General features: G+C 57.5%; 14 protein-coding genes. 12 read left to right on the top strand and 2 right to left on the bottom strand.

Annotated elements, in window-relative coordinates; genetic code table 11:
* From AACZ86_RS11090 to AACZ86_RS11120, 7 genes are all read left to right on the top strand, one after another.
* Entirely contained in the window at positions 1-1,542 is a 1,542-nt protein-coding gene (locus AACZ86_RS11090) for a wax ester/triacylglycerol synthase family O-acyltransferase (RefSeq protein WP_339692489.1), read from the top strand.
* 77 nt (positions 1,543-1,619) lie between these two features.
* On the top strand, positions 1,620-2,534 hold the full coding sequence (locus AACZ86_RS11095; RefSeq protein ID WP_335652901.1) for an SDR family NAD(P)-dependent oxidoreductase: 915 nt from the start codon (positions 1,620-1,622) through the stop codon (positions 2,532-2,534).
* 25 nt (positions 2,535-2,559) lie between these two features.
* Positions 2,560-3,018 carry a MaoC family dehydratase gene (locus tag AACZ86_RS11100; RefSeq protein ID WP_339692495.1) on the top strand — a complete coding sequence of 153 codons (459 nt, stop codon included), beginning with the start codon at positions 2,560-2,562 and terminating at the stop codon, positions 3,016-3,018.
* A 265-nt stretch (positions 3,019-3,283) separates the two neighbouring features.
* A complete protein-coding gene (locus tag AACZ86_RS11105) occupies positions 3,284-4,414 on the top strand; it encodes a DUF47 family protein (RefSeq protein WP_339692498.1) in 1,131 nt (376 codons plus the stop codon).
* 14 nt (positions 4,415-4,428) lie between these two features.
* Positions 4,429-5,430 (top strand): inorganic phosphate transporter, encoded by a 1,002-nt coding sequence (locus AACZ86_RS11110; protein ID WP_339692500.1) that lies wholly within the window; start codon positions 4,429-4,431, stop codon positions 5,428-5,430.
* Between the two features lie 99 nt (positions 5,431-5,529).
* A complete protein-coding gene (locus tag AACZ86_RS11115) occupies positions 5,530-6,306 on the top strand; it encodes a glucose 1-dehydrogenase (RefSeq protein WP_339692571.1) in 777 nt (258 codons plus the stop codon).
* 96 nt (positions 6,307-6,402) lie between these two features.
* Positions 6,403-7,287 (top strand): ATP-grasp fold amidoligase family protein, encoded by an 885-nt coding sequence (locus AACZ86_RS11120; protein ID WP_339692503.1) that lies wholly within the window; start codon positions 6,403-6,405, stop codon positions 7,285-7,287.
* 66 nt (positions 7,288-7,353) lie between these two features.
* On the opposite strand, the gene AACZ86_RS11125 is transcribed toward AACZ86_RS11120, so the two are convergent.
* Together AACZ86_RS11125 and AACZ86_RS11130 are read right to left on the bottom strand one after the other, a co-directional pair.
* Positions 7,354-8,067 (bottom strand): DUF3592 domain-containing protein, encoded by a 714-nt coding sequence (locus tag AACZ86_RS11125; protein WP_339692505.1) that lies wholly within the window; start codon positions 8,065-8,067, stop codon positions 7,354-7,356.
* 227 nt (positions 8,068-8,294) lie between these two features.
* Positions 8,295-10,529 (bottom strand): molybdopterin-dependent oxidoreductase, encoded by a 2,235-nt coding sequence (locus AACZ86_RS11130; protein WP_339692507.1) that lies wholly within the window; start codon positions 10,527-10,529, stop codon positions 8,295-8,297.
* A 147-nt stretch (positions 10,530-10,676) separates the two neighbouring features.
* On the opposite strand from AACZ86_RS11130, the gene AACZ86_RS11135 reads away from it, so the two are divergent.
* From AACZ86_RS11135 to AACZ86_RS11155, 5 genes are all read left to right on the top strand, one after another.
* Positions 10,677-11,891 carry an acyl-CoA dehydrogenase family protein gene (locus AACZ86_RS11135; RefSeq protein ID WP_339692509.1) on the top strand — a complete coding sequence of 405 codons (1,215 nt, stop codon included), beginning with the start codon at positions 10,677-10,679 and terminating at the stop codon, positions 11,889-11,891.
* Between the two features lie 121 nt (positions 11,892-12,012).
* Positions 12,013-13,137 (top strand): acyl-CoA dehydrogenase family protein, encoded by a 1,125-nt coding sequence (locus tag AACZ86_RS11140; protein ID WP_339692511.1) that lies wholly within the window; start codon positions 12,013-12,015, stop codon positions 13,135-13,137.
* 107 nt (positions 13,138-13,244) lie between these two features.
* Positions 13,245-14,003: a crotonase/enoyl-CoA hydratase family protein gene (locus AACZ86_RS11145; RefSeq protein WP_339692514.1), complete on the top strand. Its 759-nt coding sequence runs from the start codon at positions 13,245-13,247 to the stop codon at positions 14,001-14,003.
* Between the two features lie 9 nt (positions 14,004-14,012).
* On the top strand, positions 14,013-14,972 hold the full coding sequence (locus AACZ86_RS11150) for an alpha/beta hydrolase (protein WP_339692516.1): 960 nt from the start codon (positions 14,013-14,015) through the stop codon (positions 14,970-14,972).
* A 151-nt stretch (positions 14,973-15,123) separates the two neighbouring features.
* Positions 15,124-15,549: an RcnB family protein gene (locus AACZ86_RS11155; RefSeq protein ID WP_339692519.1), complete on the top strand. Its 426-nt coding sequence runs from the start codon at positions 15,124-15,126 to the stop codon at positions 15,547-15,549.
* Positions 15,550-15,559 lie beyond the last annotated feature (10 nt).

Consider the following 15,559-nt stretch of genomic DNA (forward strand, 5'->3'; position numbering starts at 1 on the left):
ATGAAACAGCTAAGCGCACTGGATGCGATGTTTGCCTATACAGAAACACCGAACACGCCGATGCATATCGGGCAATTGTTGATTTATGATCCCTCTACCGCACCCGGCGGCAAGGTCGGTTTCAAGGACATATTGCGCTATATCGAGGGGCGTCTCGACGGCGCCCGGATTTTCCGGCAGAAACTGGTGCGGGTCCCGCTCGATCTCGATCACCCCTATTGGGTGGATGACGCGAATTTCGATCTCGAGTTTCACGTCCGCCATATTGCCTTGCCCAAGCCCGGTGACTGGCGGCAATTGTGTATCCAGGCGGCGCGCATCTATGCCCGGCCGATGGACATGAACAAGCCACTCTGGGAATATACGGTGATCGAAGGGCTCGACAATGTAGAGGGCGTGCCAAAGGGCAGCTTTGCGATGCTGCACAAAATGCATCATGCGGCGATTGACGGCCAGTCCGGTCTGCAAATGACGCTCGCGCTCCACGATCTTGACGCGCAGATGAAACCACGCAAATTCGAAATGGAGTTTGAACCGGAAAAAGACCCCAATCCATTTGCCTTGCTGGCCAAGGCCCAGTTCAACAATATCGCCAACCCGGTGCGCGGGCTGCAGAATCTGCAAAAACTGATTCCGATGCCGAAACGGTTGTTCGACGTGCAGCGCGAATTCCGTCAGCGCGACGATGCGAAGGGCTCTATTCCCAAGACACGCTTCAACAAGAAGCTGAGCCCGCACCGGGTGTTTGACGGGCGTGAATTCTCGCTGTCGGACATCAAGAAAATCCGCGAGGCCTATCCCGGGTCGACGGTGAACGACGTCATGATCGCGGTGGTCAGCGGATCAATGCGCAGCTATCTCGAAGCCAAGGACGACCTCCCGGGCAAAACGCTGAAAATCGGTGCGCCGGTATCGGTGCGAACAGACGATGACAAGGACTCCGCAGGCAATCAGGTCACGATGATGCAGGTCGGTGTCGGCACCCATCTCGCCGATGCGGGCGACCGGCTGAAATTCATCATGGAAGAAACCCGGCGTTCCAAGGCGATGACCCAGGCGATGGGGGCAAAGACGCTGATGGAATTGTCCGGAGCAATGCCGGCCGGTCTGACCGCGGCCGGGACCAAGATGATGGTCCGCGCGGGTCTCGTTGACCGTCTTAATCCGGCGGTGAACACGGTTGTTACCAATGTTCCGGGACCGATGGTGCCAATGTATTTTGCCGGTGCCGAGCTGGTCAAATCCTTTGGCATGGGAATATTGGCGGAGGGGCAGGGGCTGTTCCATGTGGTGACCAGTTACAATGGCAATGTCATTCTGACCTTTCTGGCGGATCGCAATATCATGCCCGATCCCGAATTTTACGCGACCTGCATTGCGGACAGTTTCTCCAGTCTGATGGCCGCAGCGGCCAAGGAAACAAAGGCGGCGACGCGAAAGGCCAAGGAGAAGAAAGCCAAGCAGCCGAAAAAGCCGAAGAAAAGGGTTTCCGCCTCTGCCGCTACGGCAGGCAGGACCAGAGCGAAAACGACTGGGAAATAGCGGCCTTGACGCTTGACTCCTCGGGCCTGATTGCGCATCGCTCCCGTTAATCATTCGATTAACAAAAGGGACTCGTCATGAGCAAAGTAGAATTTAACGACCGCGTCGCCATCGTCACCGGCGCAGGCGCCGGTCTGGGCCGCGAACATGCCAAGGAACTGGCACGCCGTGGCGTGAAAGTTGTCGTCAATGATTTTGGCGGCGCGCGCGATGGTACCGGTGGTTCCGCCACTGTGGCAGAACAGGTTGTTGCCGAAATCGAAGCCGAAGGCGGCGTTGCCATGGCAGCCGGTTGCAGTGTCACCGACATGCCCGCGGTTGAAAAAATGGTCGCCGATGCGATCGCCAAATGGGGTCATGTCGACATTCTCGTCAACAATGCCGGCGTTTTGCGCGACAAAAGCTTCCACAAAATGTCGATGGAAGATTTCCAATTTGTCATGGACGTCCATCTCACCGGCAGTGCCAATTGCACCAAGGCGGTCTGGGATCATATGCGCGAACGCCAATATGGCCGGATCGTGATGACCACATCGTCGACGGGTCTCTACGGCAATTTTGGCCAGGTCAATTATGGTGCTGCAAAACTGGCTCTGGTCGGCATGATGAACAGCCTGCACCAGGAAGGCGCCGGCAAGGGCATTCATACCAACTGTATTTCCCCTGTGGCAGCGACCCGCATGACCGAAGATATCATGCCGGAAGCAGCGTTGGCGGCTCTGGTCCCTGAAGCAGTGACCCCTGCCGTGGTTTATCTGTGCAGCGACGGCGCGCCATCGAAGACCATTTTGACGGCTGGTGCCGGCGGTTATGCTGCTGCGAAAATTTTCGAAACAGAAGGCATCTGGTTGCCGGTTGAAGATCGTAGCGCCGAATCGATCGCTGCCAACATCGACCAGATTCTGGACGAAACCGGCATGCAGGAATATGCCAATGGCGGTGGACAGGGCGGCAAATTCTTCCGCCGGATGCAGGAAGTCATGAAGGGCTAAAAGACCCGCGAACAGGAGAAATATTATGCCAACGATCAAAGCAAGCGAACTGGAATCCTGGAAGGGCAAGGAAGTCGGTGTATCCGACTGGGTCGTCGTGGATCAGGACCGGATCAACAAATTTGCCGACTGTACCGAGGATCACCAGTTCATCCATATCGACGAGGAAAAAGCCAAGGCCACACCCTTTGGCGGCACCATTGCGCATGGATTGCTGACGCTCTCGCTGTTGCCGAAACTATCCTACGGTACGACATTGGGCCTCGAAGGCACGGTCATGGGTATCAACTATGGCTTCGACAAAGTCCGCTTCCTCAACCCTGTTCGTGCAGGATCAAAGGTTCGCGGTCGCCATACATTGGTTGACGCGGTTGAAAAACAGCCGGGCCGCTGGCTGCTGACGTACAATGTTGTTGTCGAGATTGACGGCATCGAAACGCCGGCACTGATCGCCACATCACTGGTGATGATCGTGGTCGGCTAGGCTACCGGACGATATAAGCAAAAAGGGCTCCGGACTGTTTCCGGGGCCCTTTTTTATGAGCCATTTGAGGAAATGTGACGCCCGTTCATGGCGCAAAAACGGGCAGATCGAGAACAGCGAGGCGGCTGGTGGCACCTTGATCTCCAACGGGCCGCGCCGGATCCGGGAGATTGCGCGGCTTGCATGAATCATGTCGCTCGACTAGGGCTTTTTCGGATATCGCGAAGCCAAAATCTGTGGCGGAGATATCTGGGGGGAATTTGCAATGTCGATCCGGCAGATAGCTGCACTTCCTTATCGAACAGATGATTTCGCGATAAATTCGCCCGCGCGGATCATGCTGATCACCTCTCGCGAAACCAAACGCTGGATCATTCCAAAGGGCAATATCGGGTCGGGGCAACTGCCTCACAGCGCTGCTGCACAGGAAGCGGAAGAAGAAGCGGGCATATTGGGTGCAACCTGCCCGACGCCGCTCGGCAGCTACCGCTATCGCAAGAAAAAGCGCAACGGCGCATCGGTCTGGGTCGACGTCAGTGTCTTTCCCTTTGCGGTAACCGAGGAATTGTCCACCTGGGACGAACAGCATCAGCGCGAACGCCGCTGGTTTTCTCTGGAGGATGCCGCCGAAGCGGTTGACGAGGAAGATTTGCGGAACCTGATCCACTCCTTTGGAGCGGCCGATTTCTGGGCCGCCACCAGATCAACCAACATTATCGACACAGTCGCACAAAAAACAGGGGTCAATACAATGTTTGCCTGGTTCCAACGCCTGCTCCCGCATCAGGGAAATTTTTTCGACCTGTTTGAACGCCACGCCGCGACGCTGGTGGCAGGCGCCGATGCGCTGGCAAGACTGGTCCAGGGTGGCAATGGCATGGAGGATCATATTCGCGAAATTGTCGAACGTGAACATGATGCCGATGAAATAACCCGCGAAGTATTGAACACCGTGCGCCGGACATTTCTGACACCATTTGATCGCAGCGCAATTTCCGGCCTGATCGCTTCCATGGATGACGCCATTGACGAGATGCAGAAAACCGCCGGTGCGGTCGAGCTCTATGATGTTACCAGCTTCGATCAGGAAATGATCGATATGGCGGCGATCATCGTCGATGCCGCGCGGCTGACCGCGGAGGCCATGCCGTTGCTCCGGGATGTTGCCGACAATGGCGATCGCCTGCACGAACTGACCGAGCGACTGGTGCGGATGGAGGGCCATGCCGACGAAATTCACGCGGCGGGGCTGAAAAAGCTGTTTCAGGAACATGGTGAAACCGACACGCTGCGTTTCATCATCTGGCGGGAACTTTACCAGCATATGGAGCGCGTGGTTGACCGGTTTGAAGATGTTGCCAACGAGATCGACGGTCTCGTGATTGACCACGGCTGAAGCGGCCCGGGATAATGGACAATAGCATCGTTTTTCCGCTCCTGTTCGGGCTTGTCGCGCTCGCGCTCGCTTTTGATTTTCTCAACGGCCTGCACGATGCAGCCAATTCTATCGCGACCGTGGTTTCGACCCGTCTGTTGTCGCCGGTGGCAGCAGTTATCTTCGCGGCATGCGGTAATTTTGCCGCTTACTGGCTGGTCGGACTGCATGTGGCGGAGACCGTCGGCAAAGGTATTATCGACAAAGATGTTGTAACGCCGTCGGTCGTGTTCGGCGCGCTGATCGGTGCGATGTTCTGGAACGTGCTGACCTGGCTCAAGGGCATTCCGTCTTCCTCAAGCCACGCCCTGATCGGCGGGCTGCTGGGCGCGGGTATTGCCCATGCCGGGTTCAGCGCGGTGGAATCTTCCGGCACGACCAAGACACTGGTTGCTATCTTCCTTTCCCCGATGATCGGTTTCATGATCGCAATGGCGCTGATGCTGGTGACGGCATGGCTGTTCAAGCCGGTACAACCACGCAAGGCCGAGGGTGTTTTCAAGGTCTTCCACCTCATGTCATCGGCCGCCTATTCGATCAGCCACGGCGCGAATGATGCGCAAAAGACAATGGGGATTATCGCGGTTCTGCTCTATTCGACGGGCTATCTTGGTGGTGAATTTTATGTCCCGAACTGGGTGGTTATCAGCTGTTATGCGGCGATATCGCTGGGAACACTTTCCGGCGGCTGGCGGATAATCAAAACCATGGGTACCAAGCTCACCAAACTCAATCATCACAACGGATTTTGCGCATCCACGGCGGGCTCTCTCGTCGTGTTCGGCGCCTCGGCAATGGGAATTCCGGTTTCGACGACCCATGCCATTACCGGCAGCGTGGTCGGCGTCGGAGCGGCGCGACGGACCTCGGCCGTGCGGTGGAGCGTCGCAAGCCGGGTCGTCATGGCCTGGTTCATCACCATCCCCGCGAGCGCGGCGGTGGGAGCTCTTTTCTATTGGCTGACCCGCTTGTTCTGACCTGCTCGCCGGAGGTTACAAGAGGATAGCGCGTGGACTTTTCACAGCCGATGTGAAAGGAGTGCGGCCATATATTCCAACAGGAGAACGAGCGTGTCGATGAAGAGCCTATTTGATGTGCAAGGCAAAGTGGCCGTGGTGACCGGCGGATCCAGCGGCATCGGCGCGATGATGGCGCGCGGCCTGATCGAAAATGGAGCGAAGGTCTACATCACGGCACGCAAGGAAGAGCGGCTGATGGCCAAAGCCGCAGAGCTTTCCGAACTGGGCGAGTGTATCGCTATTCCGGCCGATCTGTCCAATGTCGAAGGCATCGAAGCGCTGGTCGCGGCGGTCAGCGAACGCGAAGACAAGATCGACATATTGATCAACAACGCCGGCGCGAACTGGAGCGCTTCGATCGAGGATTTCCCGGAAAAGGGCTGGGACAAGGTGATGGACATCAACATCAAGTCGATCTTCTTCGCCACCCAGAAATTCCTGCCGCTGCTGAAAGCCTCAGGCAGTGCCGATGAACCGGCGCGGGTGATCAATATCGCGTCGATCAACGGCATCCGCAATTCGGGCATGCCGACCTATGCCTATACCGCAAGCAAATCGGGCGTGATCAATCTGACCGAACATCTGGCCACCGATCTCGCGCCCTATAATATCAACGTCAACGCGATCGCCCCCGGTTTCTTCCCGAGCAATATGACCAAGCAGATTGTCGAGAATGACGGCATGACGAAAATGGCGATCTCGCAGATTCCGCGCGGCCGTATGGGCGCGCCGGAGGATATCGCCGGCACAGCATTATTCCTTTGCTCGCGCGCATCTTCGTGGATGATCGGCCAGGCGCTGGTGCTCGACGGCGGTATGATTTCGCGGCCCTGATCCCGGTTGGTCTGGCAGTGGTTATCGATCCGGTGACGGCGATAGAGCCAGCAAAGCCAAGAGGCGGGAACCAAATGGTCCCTTGGGTGTAAGATGATGATGAACTTGCGGCGCCTGCCCTCCTTGCCGCATTGGCTGATTCCCTCCGCCCGTTTGAGAATATACATCCTCTACCTGTGGCGCCATCGCCGATGGCCGGATTTAGCCAATCCGCGCCGGTTTTCCGAGCTTGTCCAGTGGCGCAAGCTGCATGATCGCAATCCGGTGATGCCGGTCCTAGCCGACAAGATCGCGGTCAAAAAACATGTCGCACGGCTATTGGGCAGCGAATGGACCATCCCGACTTGCTGGAGTGGCCGCGACCTGCCCGCTCAGCCTGCCTGGCCATATCCGTTCATCCTGAAGGCAAGCCATGGCTGCAATCAGAATATCGTCTGTCACGATCAGGCCCATTGGGATAAAGCGCGGCGGCGCGCCGTCAGATGGACAGACGCTCCTTATGGTCTGTGGCTTGACGAATGGGCGTATCGCGACGTCCCGCGGGGCTATATTGTAGAACCCTATCTGGGTAGCGGCTCCGCATTGCCCATCGACTATAAAATTTACGTTTTCTCCGGCAGGGCTGCGTATATTCAAGTCCATCTCGATCGCGATTCCGATCACCGGTGGATATTGTTTGATCGACAATGGAAGCAGATTTCCCGGCTGGGTGATGACGATCTTCCGGTGGCTCCGATCAATCTGGAGAAAATTCTGGCTGGTGCTGAAGCGATTGCGAGGGATTTCGATTTCGCGCGCATTGATTTCTATGAAATTGCCGGAGAAGCGAAATTCGGCGAAGTCACTTTTTATCCCGGGTCAGGACTGGATCCGTTCGATCCTCCGGAACTCGATCTTACAATTGGCGCGCTTTGGCTGGCGGGGGCTGACACAGGCACCGAAAGCCAGTGTCCGGACGGAGGATGGCAGGAAGCGGCCTGATCGCTAGCCGCCTGCTTGCCAGAAGAGGCGGAAACGCGAACTATTTGATGGCCTGGCCCCGCTATTCTAGCGCTGGAGCAGGTCTGCCAGCCAGTCGGTATCGAGCATATGGCGCGATGGCTTGTTCGGGTCGACGAGAACCCGCAAATTACGGCCTGCCATATATTCTGTCGGATCGACCCAGATCGCCCCGCTGAGATATTGCTCCAATTTCCCGGTGAACGGGTTTTTGCCCTGGGCGACAATGCGATAGGGGTGGCGGCCATTCATGCTCTGACTGAGATCGCGTTCCACTTCGAGAAAATCGACAGCGAATGCCGTACCATTTGCCCGCAGCCATCGTCTGATCCAGTCGTTGCGGATTTGCGAGAAAAACAGCGTCCCTCCGACCAGCGAAAAAATGCTGCCCATGCCGCCAAGGATCGCCACCATTGCCCAGCGGCCCCAGAAATCATCGATTATCGCATTGGTCGGATTGTCCGGTGCATAGAGCAGATTGACATCCTGCCCCTTGGAATAGCCTGGCGGATTTGAGCTGACATTGTTCACAAATTCATGGGAAACCGACTTGTCATCGGTAAAGCGCACAACCGCCGAGTAGGTTATGCTGTCGCCATCGTCATCTCTTGATACCTTGCGAAGCAGATCAATGACCTCGCCTTCTGCATGTTTGGCGCTGGCGATGAAATCCTTCTGGCTGACATAACTGAAGCTGCTGCCCGCGAGCATCGCCAATCCGGCGACGAAGAAAATGCCCCCAATAAGTTTGAGTATGTTCATCAGTATATCCCCCCAGATTCAGCATAATCGTCCCGCAGCCGGAAATCCAGCAGAGCTTGACGAGGATGGGAATGCCCGCTTCCGGAATGTTGCGGATGGGCCTTGCTTGTCTGACTAGTGGAACTCGGTGAGGGGTTCTTGCCTTTGAAGGGATAACCCCTCACCGACTACGACTAAGCCTGCGGCTAAGTCTTCGTTGCCTCTTCCTATGGGAGAGGGCGAAATCTCTATTCCGCCGCTTCGAGTTCCACTTCCGCCGGTTTCGCCCGCACGCGGATCGGGATCGCGCTCATCAGCGGAATGCCGGTGCGCTTGTCAAAGTCGCGGTCGTTATAAGACAGGCGTCCGGTGTTGCCGCCTGCGCCTAGCGGGTCTTCTTTCTCGTCCGGGTTGGTGCCCCAGCTGTGTGGTGTGGAGACGCATCCCGCGCGCACGGTCTTGTCGGCCTTGGCGACGCAGCTGATGAAGGCGCGTGCTGATTCCAGTTCGACCGGCTGATCCTCGGAAAGGCCAAGCGCCTCCATATCAGCAGGGTTCATGAAGGCGGGGTGGTGCGGGACGCGTTTGCGCTGCACCGGGTCTTCGTGCCAGTTGCTGTTGTGGATTTCGGTCATCCGCCGGCCGATCATCCGGAAGGGGAAGTCGCCGTCCTCGACCGGCTCACCCAGCTTGGCGGCATATTCCGCGAGCTCTTCCATCATCGCGCCGTTGCCGACCGACAGCTTGCCTTCCCAACCGGCGGGCTTGGGTTGCACGAGCAGAGCCTGCGCTTCTACGATCTTGCCCTTCTGCACTTCCTCATCCTCATAGAGCTTGGCGATATCCGCCGGGCATCCGTTGAGCGATGCGCTCCATGCGATGATCGGATCGGGGGTTTCGCCGGGCGGGAAAGGCGTCGCTTTCTCCTCGCGCTCGTCGGGATGGGCGAGGAGCGCCCAGGATTTGACCTTGATCGTCTTGTCCATCTCGGAGGCCAGCGCGTGGATGAACTGATATTCCTCGCATAGATCGGCGCCTTCCGGCGATTCCATGATCGGCAGGCTGGCCTGAGCGTAGTTATTTTCAAAGCCCCAGCCCGCCCCAAAGCCGCCGTAGACTTCCGGTGCCGCTGTATTCCCATGCACTTCATAATGAAGCTTGGGCGCGATGACATAGTCGGCCAGTTCAGCGGTTTTCGACATGCGCGGGTCGATGCAGACGAGGAGATCGAGTTTCTTCATCGCCTCGAACGTCTTGAGCTGGTCAGGCCAGGCAAGCATCGGATTGCCGCCGAGAACAATTAGTGCCTTCACCTGTTTGTCGCCGGGGGTCAGTATCTCGTCAGGCAGCGCCGAGGTCGGCATGCCGGAAATGCTCTGCTCGAGATCACGGCTGTGCAGCTTGCGGCCGAAACCCCATGCCGGCATCGGGCCGGGCGTGGCGGCGATCGGCGGAGCGGGTTTGGTGAACACGCCGGTGCGCCGATTCAGGTCGCCCTCGCGCAGCCAGTGACCCATGATCGAGGTCAACGCTAGGTTGAGATATTCGGTGATATTCCCACCGCCCGACATATTGGTGCCGGTGCCGCCACTGATGCTGGCCTTTTTCCAGCTTCCGTACATGCGTGCCGCGCGCACGATATCCTCTGCCGCCACGCCGGCACGGTCGGCGGCTGGTCCGGCATCGAAGGGTTGCACGGCTTTTTTGAGGGCCTCGAAACCCTCGACATCGCCGGCGACGAAATCCTTGTCGTACAGCTCTTCGTTGATCACCACCTTGGCGATGGCGCCGAGCAGGATCGGGTCCTGACCGGGGCGGCATTGCAGGTGGATGTCGGCCTGCTTTGCGCTGTCGGTGACGCGGGGGTCGATCACGATCAATTGCATGCCGCGCTTCTTCGCGTCGTGCAGTTTCTTCGCCGGGTTCATGCCGAGGCCACCGTTCATCGATACGACCGGATTGGTGCCGATCAGCATCAGCCCGTCCCAGTCGCCGACGCGCGGCGCTCCGGCTAGCCATGGTCCGATCAGCGCGCGGGCAATACCCTTGCCCGGCTGGTCGATGGTGACGCTGTCATAGACCGAAGTCGAACCGATCGAATCCATCAGGGCGAGCATGAAGGCATGGGCGTTGACATTATTATAGCCAAAGGTGCCGACGTAAGAGGCGACCGCATCGGGGCCATGTTCGTCGACGATTCGTTCGAGCCGTGTCGCGATATCACGGGCGGCATCGCGCCAGTGCACCGGCTGTTTCTCGCCGTGCTTCATGCCCTTATAGCTGGTCAGCAACCGCGTATCGAAACTGTGGTAATTGGCCAGCTGACGTCCCTTGATACAGCTATAGCCTTCAAACTCCGGATTATCCTTGTCGCCATGGGTCTTTACCGGAACGCCATCTTCGAAATCGACTATCAGCCCGCAATGGGCGTGGCATGCCCTGCACATCACATGTTTCTGTCCGGTAAACGTTTCGGTGACCATATTTCTCTCCACAGGCTAAATTTAGCGACTTCCGACCATTGCTATTTGCAATTTAATCGTTCAATTAACTCACTAGTGATTCAAACAATATCGCAGGTAATGGGGCTGTGCCACTGGCCCTATTGATAAGAAAACTGGAGCAAGACCATGGCCGACAAACCGAGTGCAGCCGAACTCAAGGAATATGGCGAACAGGCGGATGCCTGGTTCAAGGAAAATACGGTGCGCGACCCCGGCTTCATGCTGCCGCTGACCTTCATGGAAGTCTCGAGTGACCAGCAGTATGATTTCCTCCGCGACTGGCAGCGCAAAGTCTATGAAGCCGGTTATCTTGGAGCGAGCTGGCCAAAGGAATATGGCGGCGGCGGCTTGCACAGCGAGTTTCAGCGCACCGCGACCCGGATGATGAAGAAGCATGATGCGCCGATCATGCTCAACGCGATCGGCAATGGCTGGGCAGGCCCGCTGATTCTCGATCTCGGTAGCGAAGAGCAGAAACAGAAATATATCAAGCCGATGCTGAGCGCCGAGGATATCTGGTGCCAGGGCTTTTCCGAACCGGAAAACGGCTCCGATCTCGGTAACGCGCAGTTGAAAGCGGTCAAGGATGGTGACGATTATGTCCTCAACGGCTCGAAAATATGGACCTCGCTCGGTGACCGCGCCAAATATATGATCCTGTTGGCACGCACCGATTTTGATGCGCCGAACAAATATGCCGGCCTCAGCTTCTTCCTCAATCCGATGAAGATCGACGGCATCACCACCAGCCGGATCAAGAAGCTGACCGGCGAATATGGCTTCGTCCAGACCTTCTTTACCGATGCCCGCATTTCCGGCGACTGCCTGTTCGGCGGCGAAGGCAATGGCTGGTCGATGGCGATGAAGACGCTCGAATATGAGCGCGGCACCAAGGTCAAGCCGGTCGGCGGCTATTTCGTCAAGGAACTGGACGTGATGGAAATTGTCGAACTGGCGAAAAACTCGGTCCGCAATGGCAAGCCTTTGCTGGATGATCCGGTGATGCGCGACAAGATGACGCAATATATGATCGATATCCAGGCGCTTAATCTCAACAATACCCGCCGCCGGATGCCGCAATTGATGCAGGACAGGCCGATGGGACTGCCGCTGATGAACAAGCTGGCGCGCACCGAACTGATCCGCGAGCTGACCGAATTCTCGCTGGCCTTCCAGGGCACCAAGGCGGGCTATTATGTCGGTGACGAGAACGCGGTCGACGACGGTTACTGGCATCGCAGTTATCTCAACAGTTTCTCCGCCACGATTGGCGGGGGTACCTCGGAAATTCAGCGCAATATTGTCGCAGAGCATGCGCTGGGATTGCCGAAAACGAGATAAATCTGGAGCCGTGAACCGCCGTTCGTCCTGAGCTTGTCGAAGGACATTTTGCGACGAGAGATGTGGTTCGACAGGCTCACCACGAACGGTCTAGCGGCCATTTTGGAAATTGAGGATATATATGGATAATCTAGGCACAATCGGAACCACCGAAGAGCAGATCGAACTGATGGACGTGGCGACCAATTTCTGTCGCGACAAAAGCCCGATAGACAAGGTCCGCTCGCTGATCGACGACGAACTGGGCTATGATCCTGCGATCTGGCAGGAAATAGGCGAACTGGGCTGGCTGGCGATTGCGATACCCGAAGCGCATGACGGGGTTGGCCTGTCGATGGCGGAAGTCGTACCGATTGCCGAGCAAATGGGCCGCAATCTGATGAGCACGCCGTTTGGGTCGACGACGCTGGCGGCACAGGCTTTGCTCGCCGGTGGCAACGAAGCGCAGCACGCGGAATGGCTGCCGAAGATTGCGGCGGGCACAGCGGCAACGCTGGCTCTGCGCGAAGAGAATGGCGACTGGGACCTGTCGAATATCGATGCCACTGGTGTCGAGAGCGGTGGCACGGTTACACTATCAGGCAAGAAACAGCTGGTGCTCTGGGCGGATAGCGCAGAACTGATCATCGTCTCGATCAAGATTGACGGCGAAGTGCGCTTTGCCCTGGTCGAACGGTCGGCACTGAGTGACAACGCATTGCGCCGCGAGACGGTCATCGACGAAACCGCGCGCAGCTATGAAGTGAATCTGGATGGCGTGACCCTGTCGGCCGATGCATTGTTCGACGCATCACGGACCCGCGAGACGCTGGAGAAGATCGAGCTCGCTGCGGGCCTGATCCACGCAGCGGAAATGACCGGCGGGGCGCAGTCGGTGATCGACTATACGCTCGAATATCTCAAGACCCGCAAGCAGTTCGGCAAGATTATCGGCAGCTATCAGGCGCTGAAACATCCGACGGTCAACAATTATGTCGAATATGAAAAGGCGCGCACGCATCTCTATAGCGCGGCGCACAGCTGGGGCGAACAGGGACGCGGCGAGGTCGCCGTGCGGATGGCTGCGGCCCAGTCCCACTCGAGCTATTCCACTTCTGCCGACCGGGCGATCCAGTTCCACGGCGGCTTCGGCTTCACCCATGACTGTGATGCTCAGTTGCACCGGCGCAAAGCGATTTTGTCAGGTGCCCTGATCGGCGATGCGGCTTACCAACGGTCGAAACTGGCCAACCTGTTGTTTGATTAAGGACTGATTTCCCGTTCGTCCCGTGCTTGTCGAAGGACAGCGCTAGTCGATAGGCGCACTTCGACAAGCTCAGCGCGAACGGGTGTGAACCAATAAGGAGAAATAAAATGTCTGAAGTACTCACCGATATCCAGGACGGTTTCATCATCGTCACGATCAACCGGCCCGACGCCAAGAATGCAATGACCAAGGCGGCAGCCGAAGGCATTCGCGCGGCGATGGAGCAGCTCGACAATGACAATAGCCTCAACGCGGGCATCATCACGGGCGCGGGCGGGACATTCTGTTCCGGCATGGATCTCAAGGGCTTTCTGCGCGGCGAAACGCCATCGGTCAAAGGCTATGGCTTTGGCGGGATCACCGAAAAGGGCCCGGAAAAGCCGCTGATCGCTGCGGTCGAAGGTTATGCATTGGCGGGTGGCCTCGAGCTGGCTCTGGCTTGTGACCTGTGCGTCGCCAACGTCAATGCGAAATTCGGCATTCCCGAAGTTAAGCGCAGCCTGGTGGCGGCAGCTGGCGGCGTCATCAAGCTTCAGCAACTGGTCGGCAAACGGATCGCCATGGAATGGGCCCTGACCGGCGATTTCTTCACCGCCCAGCGCGCTTATGAAGTCGGCTTCGTTAATCGCGTGACCGAGGGCGCTGCCCTCGAGGCCGCAATCGAGCTGGCGACGACCGTTGCGGCCAATGGTCCATTGGCGCTCAAGGCGACCAAGAAGATCATCAACGAAAGCTATGACTGGACCAGCGAAGAAGCCTGGAAGAAACAGGCCGAAATCACCATGCCGGTCTTCACCTCCAAGGATGCGCAGGAAGGCTCTTTGGCCTTTGCACAGAAGCGCAAGCCCGACTGGAAGGGTGAATAAGCCCGACTTATGGCAAGCACAGATATTGTAGACCAGTGGGCAGCGTCACATGACCTGCCCGCATGGTTCGTCCGCGCGATGGACGTCCCGCGCGAGGAAGCCTTTGTCGACGTGGACGGGTATAAGGTCCATTATTTCCGCTGGGGCACACGCGGCAAGCCGCCGCTGCTGATGACCCACGGCTTCCTGGCGCACGCGCGTTGCTTTGCCTTTATCGCGCCGTTTCTGGCGGAAGAATATGATATCGTCGCCTATGACCTTGCCGGGATGGGCGAGAGCGAGATGATCCCGGACTGTGACGGGATCAAGCGGGCCAAGCGGATGGTGGCCATTGCGGACGCGCTGGACCTGTTTGCCGGACCGGTGAAACCCAAGATCATCGCGCATAGTTTCGGTTCTGGCGTGGCACTGCAGGCAATGGAGCTGGCCGGAGACCGCTTCGGTGGTCTGGTCATTTGCGACCTGATGGTGTTGCGGCCCGAACGGCTGGCGGCGCATTTCAAGGGCGGCGGCGGGCCTCCCGGTTCCGGACGTTCGGATCGCCCCAACAAGCTTTATCCCGATTATGAGTCAGCATATGGACGGTTTGTTCTTTCGCCGCCACAAGCGGTGCAGCAGCCGTTTCTGTTCGACTATATGGCCTATCATTCGCTGCGCCGGGTCGACGAGGGCGAGGCGCAAGGCTGGGCGTGGAAATTCGATCCGATGGTATTCCATCGCCATGATGCCGATCAGACCAAATGGCTGCAGACCGGAAAACGCATTGTCGATCTGCCGCACCGGCTGGCGATCGTCTATGGTGAGAACAGCAAGCTGTTTGACGGCGACAGTGCCGCCTATCTGCGCGAACTTGGCGGTAGCCATATTCCCATGATCGCGATTCCGGAAGCCCAACATCATCTGATGCTGGATCAACCGCTGGCTCTGGTGACGGCGTTACGGTCGATCCTGGCTCTCTGGACGGATTAACGGCCCGCTAGCTGATTGCCAGATGAACGAAAGCGGGGTTCTGCGACACTCTAGTACAAATTAGCTCGAATCTGACAAATGTCTGGGACAGGTCTCTCCTATTTCTGTTTGTGACGCCGCAGTTGGCGCCGGATAGAAAAAGGAATTGAACATGAAAAAGTTTCTGATGGCTTTGGCAGTGACAACAATGGCGGTGTCCCCGGTGATTACCGCTCAGGCTCAGGCCGCCCCGCACCAGACGTCCAAGAAGGTGACGCAAAAGACGGTCAAGAAAACGACTTCGAACAAGCAGGGCAAGCGCGTAGTCACGAAAACCGTCACCCGGCAGAAAGCAGCTCCTGCGCGCTACAACAGGACATCGGTCGCGGTGAAGCAGAACCATAGAAACTGGTCCAAGGGTCAGAAATTCGACCGGCGCTATGCGACCAATTACCGGGTGATCGACAATCCGCGGGCCTATCGCCTGTCGAATGCGCCGCGCGGCTATCAGTGGGTTCGGTCCGGCAATGATGCGGTGCTTATCGCTGTGACCAGCGGCATTATCGGAGCGGTTATCGGCAACGCGATTGCTCGCTAAACCAAACGAT

Origin of the sequence: uncultured Parasphingorhabdus sp., assembly GCF_963975735.1 — a bacterium.
Classification (GTDB): domain Bacteria; phylum Pseudomonadota; class Alphaproteobacteria; order Sphingomonadales; family Sphingomonadaceae; genus Parasphingorhabdus.

Coding starts and splice junctions, on each gene's coding strand:
- AACZ86_RS11090 (WP_339692489.1), top strand. CDS start 1: ATGAAACAGCTAAGCGCACTGGATGCGATGTTTGCCTATACAGAAACA.
- AACZ86_RS11095 (WP_335652901.1), top strand. CDS start 1,620: ATGAGCAAAGTAGAATTTAACGACCGCGTCGCCATCGTCACCGGCGCA.
- AACZ86_RS11100 (WP_339692495.1), top strand. CDS start 2,560: ATGCCAACGATCAAAGCAAGCGAACTGGAATCCTGGAAGGGCAAGGAA.
- AACZ86_RS11105 (WP_339692498.1), top strand. CDS start 3,284: ATGTCGATCCGGCAGATAGCTGCACTTCCTTATCGAACAGATGATTTC.
- AACZ86_RS11110 (WP_339692500.1), top strand. CDS start 4,429: ATGGACAATAGCATCGTTTTTCCGCTCCTGTTCGGGCTTGTCGCGCTC.
- AACZ86_RS11115 (WP_339692571.1), top strand. CDS start 5,530: ATGAAGAGCCTATTTGATGTGCAAGGCAAAGTGGCCGTGGTGACCGGC.
- AACZ86_RS11120 (WP_339692503.1), top strand. CDS start 6,403: ATGATGAACTTGCGGCGCCTGCCCTCCTTGCCGCATTGGCTGATTCCC.
- AACZ86_RS11125 (WP_339692505.1), bottom strand. CDS start 8,067: ATGAACATACTCAAACTTATTGGGGGCATTTTCTTCGTCGCCGGATTG.
- AACZ86_RS11130 (WP_339692507.1), bottom strand. CDS start 10,529: ATGGTCACCGAAACGTTTACCGGACAGAAACATGTGATGTGCAGGGCA.
- AACZ86_RS11135 (WP_339692509.1), top strand. CDS start 10,677: ATGGCCGACAAACCGAGTGCAGCCGAACTCAAGGAATATGGCGAACAG.
- AACZ86_RS11140 (WP_339692511.1), top strand. CDS start 12,013: ATGGATAATCTAGGCACAATCGGAACCACCGAAGAGCAGATCGAACTG.
- AACZ86_RS11145 (WP_339692514.1), top strand. CDS start 13,245: ATGTCTGAAGTACTCACCGATATCCAGGACGGTTTCATCATCGTCACG.
- AACZ86_RS11150 (WP_339692516.1), top strand. CDS start 14,013: ATGGCAAGCACAGATATTGTAGACCAGTGGGCAGCGTCACATGACCTG.
- AACZ86_RS11155 (WP_339692519.1), top strand. CDS start 15,124: ATGAAAAAGTTTCTGATGGCTTTGGCAGTGACAACAATGGCGGTGTCC.